Annotated in this window: 4 protein-coding genes; all 4 read left to right on the top strand. The window is 32.9% G+C overall.

All coding sequences use genetic code 11. The features are described from left to right. Positions 1–998, top strand: a 998-nt coding sequence (locus tag ACOYLT_RS10040; RefSeq protein ID WP_422853720.1) for an MFS transporter, incomplete at its 5' end; no start/stop codon positions are given. Positions 999–1,008: 10 nt separating this feature from the next. Next, on the top strand, positions 1,009–1,665 hold the full coding sequence (gene pgmB, locus ACOYLT_RS10035) for a beta-phosphoglucomutase (protein ID WP_422853719.1): 657 nt from the start codon (positions 1,009–1,011) through the stop codon (positions 1,663–1,665). Positions 1,666–1,726: 61 nt separating this feature from the next. Next, positions 1,727–4,030 carry a glycoside hydrolase family 65 protein gene (locus tag ACOYLT_RS10030; RefSeq protein WP_422853718.1) on the top strand — a complete coding sequence of 768 codons (2,304 nt, stop codon included), beginning with the start codon at positions 1,727–1,729 and terminating at the stop codon, positions 4,028–4,030. Between the two features lie 28 nt (positions 4,031–4,058). Continuing rightward, positions 4,059–4,828, top strand: a 770-nt coding sequence (locus tag ACOYLT_RS10025) for an alpha-amylase family glycosyl hydrolase (protein WP_422853717.1), incomplete at its 3' end; no start/stop codon positions are given.

The raw sequence follows: 4,828 nt of genomic DNA, 5'->3' as shown, positions 1-4,828 counted from the left end.
GGTCGAATGGTTTTGTTATTCAAACCCTAATTATAGGAATTGGAACTTGGATTGCAAGTAATTTACCCTGGCTTGTAACTAAATTTGGCGTTTCTAATGAAGCTGCAGCTGGTGTAATTCCTCCATCGGTTGTTGTAGCGTTTTCAGTGGGTGCATTTGTGTTTTTTGCAAGTATATTATTCACTATAGTAACAACTAAAGAAGATCCGCCTTCAGATTTAGAGAAATTTAAATCAGAAAAAAAAGAATCCCGTTTTTTAACAGATTTGATATTAAGTCTTAAAGAAATGCCTTCAACGATGAAAAAACTTGGATTAATTCAATTTTTCAGTTGGTTTGCTTTTTTTACAATGTGGAGTTTATCAATGCCTGCTTTAACTGAGCATGTTTTTAATTCACCTAAACCAGATGTAAAAGAATATGCTCAATTAGATAAAGAAGGTAATGCATTAAAAAATGACAAAAAAGAAGTTATTTATCTCAATACTGACAAAAAAATAGAATACGAATCTAAAGATAAAGTTTATAATGATGCAGCCGATTTGGTGGGTTCAGCAACAGGAGTTTACGGATTGTCCTCAATGGCTTTTGCATTATTACTTACTTTTTACACAATGAAAAACAAAATAAATAGAAAATATATACACATGGTATCATTGATACTTGGTGGTTTAGGTTTTATTTATATGTTTTATGCAACACCTTCAACTTTAATGTATTCCTTTATATTAATAGGTTTTTCTTGGGGAAGTATCCTATCCATGCCATACGCAATGTTATCCAGCTCTGTAAATCCAAATAAAATGGGTATGATGATGGGGCTATTCAATATGTTTATTGTTATTCCGCAAATTATGGCAGCCCTAGGAGGGATTAATTTTCTATATAAATTAATTGGAGAAGCACACATCAATGCTATGCTTTTAGCAGGTGTTTCATTAATTATTGCAGGCTTATGTAATTTCTTTATTACAGATAAAAACGCAATTTCAGGTTAAAAAAATCAAAATGACAATCAAAAAAGCATTTATTTTCGATCTTGACGGAGTAATTGTGGATACTGCCAGATACCATTTTTTGGCTTGGCAGAAATTATCCCAAGAACTCGGAATCGAATTTACACCCGAACATAACGAACAATTAAAAGGAGTTAGCCGCGTTCGATCGTTGGATATCATTCTAGAACTTGGAAATATCCAAGCATCTCAAGAGGAAAAAGACAAATGGCTTATTCAAAAAAATGAAGAGTACTTGTCGTATTTAGTAAATATTGACGAAAGTGAAATTCTTCCAGGGGTATTGCCTGTTTTGCATTATTTAAAAAACAAAAATCAACTTATAGCTTTAGGGTCAGCAAGTAAAAATGCGCGTCCTATACTTGAAAAAACTGGCGTTATGCCTCTTTTTGATGCAATAGTAGATGGTAACGATGTTTCGAATGCAAAACCAGATCCGGAAGTATTTCTTCAAGCCGCAAAAAAACTGAATGCAACAAACGAAAATTCAATCGTTTTTGAAGATTCTGTTGCGGGTATTCAGGCTGCAAATACTGCCAATATGGTTAGTATCGGTATTGGAGATGCTGCTACTTTACATGAAGCAAAACATCTATTTAAAGATTTCACATTTATTGATGAAGCCTTTTTAGATACTTTAATAAATTAAAATTAGTTACAATTTTTCAAGCTGAATTTTGCTTGAAAGCCTTTTTATAAAATAATAAATAATGAATCAAGATTATATAAAACCAGATAATTGGTCGATAATTGAAGAAAGTTTTGATAAAGAAAGAGTAAAATCGTCAGAAAGTTTATTCAGTATTGGAAACGGAGCCATGGGGCAACGTGCCAATTTTGAAGAAACCTATACAGGCGAAACATTTCAAGGAAGCTACATTGCCGGAATTTACTATCCAGACAAAACTAAAGTGGGTTGGTGGAAAAATGGCTATCCAGAATATTTTGCAAAAGTGTTGAATGCTCCAAATTGGATCGGTATCAATATCGAAATCAATGGCGAAAGCTTAGATTTAGCTAAATGCATATCGGTGGCAAATTTCCGTAGAGAGTTAAATATGAAAGAAGGTATTTACTACCGTTCTTTTGAAGCAACTTTACAAAACGGAACAAAAATTGCGGCTAAAATTACCCGCTTTCTTTCTTTAGATTTAGATGAATTGGGTATCATTAATTTTGAGATTGTACCATTAAATGGGGATGCTAAAATTACTTACCAACCCTATCTAGATGCTGGAGTTCAAAACGAAGATGCTAACTGGGAAGAAAAATTCTGGGAACCATTAGATGTAAATCACTCTAAAAATGAAGCTTTTGTAACTGCAAGAACTTTTAAAACGAATTTCATAGCAACTACTTTTATGCAAAATACAATTTTGCTAGAAGGGAATAATCTTAATTGTACTCCATCAGAAGTTGTAAAAACTTCAGATAGAATTCAACTCACTTATGAAGTTGCGGTTGCAAAAGGAAAAACTAGTGCAATTCAAAAACTTGGTGGATATACGGTTTCATTAAACCATCAAGACACCATCGCTGCTGCTAAAAAAGTAATAGCTAAAGGTCTTGAAATTGGCTACTCAAAATTGGCTGAAGACCAAAAACTTGCTTGGGCAAAAATTTGGGAAATGAGTGATATTACCATTGATGGCGATGTAAAAGCGCAACAAGGAATACGTTTCAATATTTTCCAATTGAATCAAACTTATTTAGGAAAAGATTCCCGATTGAATATTGGCCCTAAAGGATTCACTGGCGAAAAATATGGTGGTTCAACTTATTGGGATACTGAAGCCTATTGCATCCCGTTTTATATGGCAACCAAAGACCAACAAGTAGCAAGAAACTTATTGACTTATCGCTATAATCAATTGGATAAAGCCATTGAAAATGCAGCCAAATTAGGCTTGAAAAATGGCGCTGCTTTATATCCAATGGTCACTATGAATGGTGAAGAATGCCATAATGAATGGGAAATAACTTTTGAAGAAATTCATAGAAATGGAGCGATTGCCTTTGCCATTTTCAATTATTATCGCTATACAGGTGACTATTCGTATATTCCAGAAAAAGGGTTGGAAGTTCTAATTGCAATTGCGCGTTTTTGGCAACAAAGAGCCACTTACTCTACTTACAGAAATCAATATGTAATTCTAGGCGTGACGGGGCCTAACGAATATGAAAATAACGTAAATAATAATTTCTACACTAATTATTTAGCGAAATGGAGTATTAATTATGCAATAGAACAAATTGATAAAATAGAAAAAGAATATACTTCCGATTTTACTCGAATAATGAATAAGGTGCATTTAAATAAAGCCGAAATAACTAATTGGAAAGCAGTTGCTGATAATATGTATTTCCCTTATTCAGAAGAACATGAAGTATATTTGCAACAAGACGGATTCTTAGATAAAGAATTAATTAAAGTAAACGATTTAGATAAATCACAACGCCCTATAAACCAAAAATGGTCTTGGGACAGAATTTTGCGTTCTCCATATATCAAACAAGCCGATACTTTACAAGGCTTTTATTTCTTTGAAGATGATTTTACTAAAGAACAATTAGAGAAACATTTCGATTTTTACGAACCATTTACAGTACATGAAAGTTCTCTTTCACCCTGCGTTCACTCTATTCAGGCAGCAACTCTAGGAAGAATGGATCAAGCTTATACCTTCTATTTAAGAACCTCTCGTTTGGATTTAGACGATTATAATAAAGAGGTGGAAGAAGGTTGCCACATTACCTCTATGGCTGGAACCTGGATGAGCATTGTAGAAGGTTTTGGTGGAATGAGAGTTAAAAATGACACCTTACATTTTGAACCTAAAATTCCAAAAGAGTGGGAAGGGTATTCTTTTAAAATAAATTTCAGAAATCAAATTATAAAAGTAGCGGTTAACCAAAAACAAACCTCTTTCTCTCATGAAGGTGATAAACAAATTAACGTTATTGTTAATGGGAAAGAAATTATAGTGGAGCCTTATGGTTTGATTATAGTTTAACTTAACTCAAATTTTAAAGACAAAAAATGTGAAAAAAATCTTTTTCTTTTTACTAATAACTACAATATCATTTGCTCAAATTGACAAAATAGAACCACCTTTTTGGTATAGCGACATGAACCTTTCTGATGTTCAAGTTATGTTCTATGGAAAAAACATTGCTCAAAATGAAGTATCCGTTTCCAAAGGACTTATTATCAAAGAGGTACAGAAAACTGAAAATCCAAACTATGTTTTTATAACCATCGACACTAAAAATGCAGCGGCTCAAGATTTTGTTTTCATTTTCAAAAATAAAAATAAATCGTTTAAACAAAATTATTCACTTAAAGCAAGAAAAGAAAATTCTCGCTTACGCAAAAGTTACGATAGTTCCGATTTGATTTATCTTATAATGTCCGATCGATTTGCAAACGGAAATCCTAACAACGACAGTACTAAAGAAACCAATGAAAAAGCAGATAGAAATAAAATAGATGGTCGTCATGGTGGGGATATTGAAGGAATTATAAAGAATTTAGATTATATAAAAAATCTTGGAGCAACTGCGGTTTGGCCAACGCCACTTTGTGAAGATAATGACAAAGAGGGTTCCTATCATGGTTATGGGCAATCAGATGTTTACAAAATAGATTCTCGTTTTGGAAGCAATGAAGATTATGTTAGTTTGAGTTCAGAATTGCACAAACGAGGTATGAAAAACATTATGGATTATGTTACCAATCATTGGGGATATAAACATTGGATGATGAACGATTTACCAACCTACAATTGGATTCATCAATTTCCAGGCTACGG

The sequence above is a fragment of the Flavobacterium sp. genome (assembly GCF_049318185.1).
Lineage (GTDB): Bacteria > Bacteroidota > Bacteroidia > Flavobacteriales > Flavobacteriaceae > Flavobacterium.
Note: the sequence above shows the minus strand (reverse complement) of the source record. Positions and strands in the feature narration are given on the sequence as shown.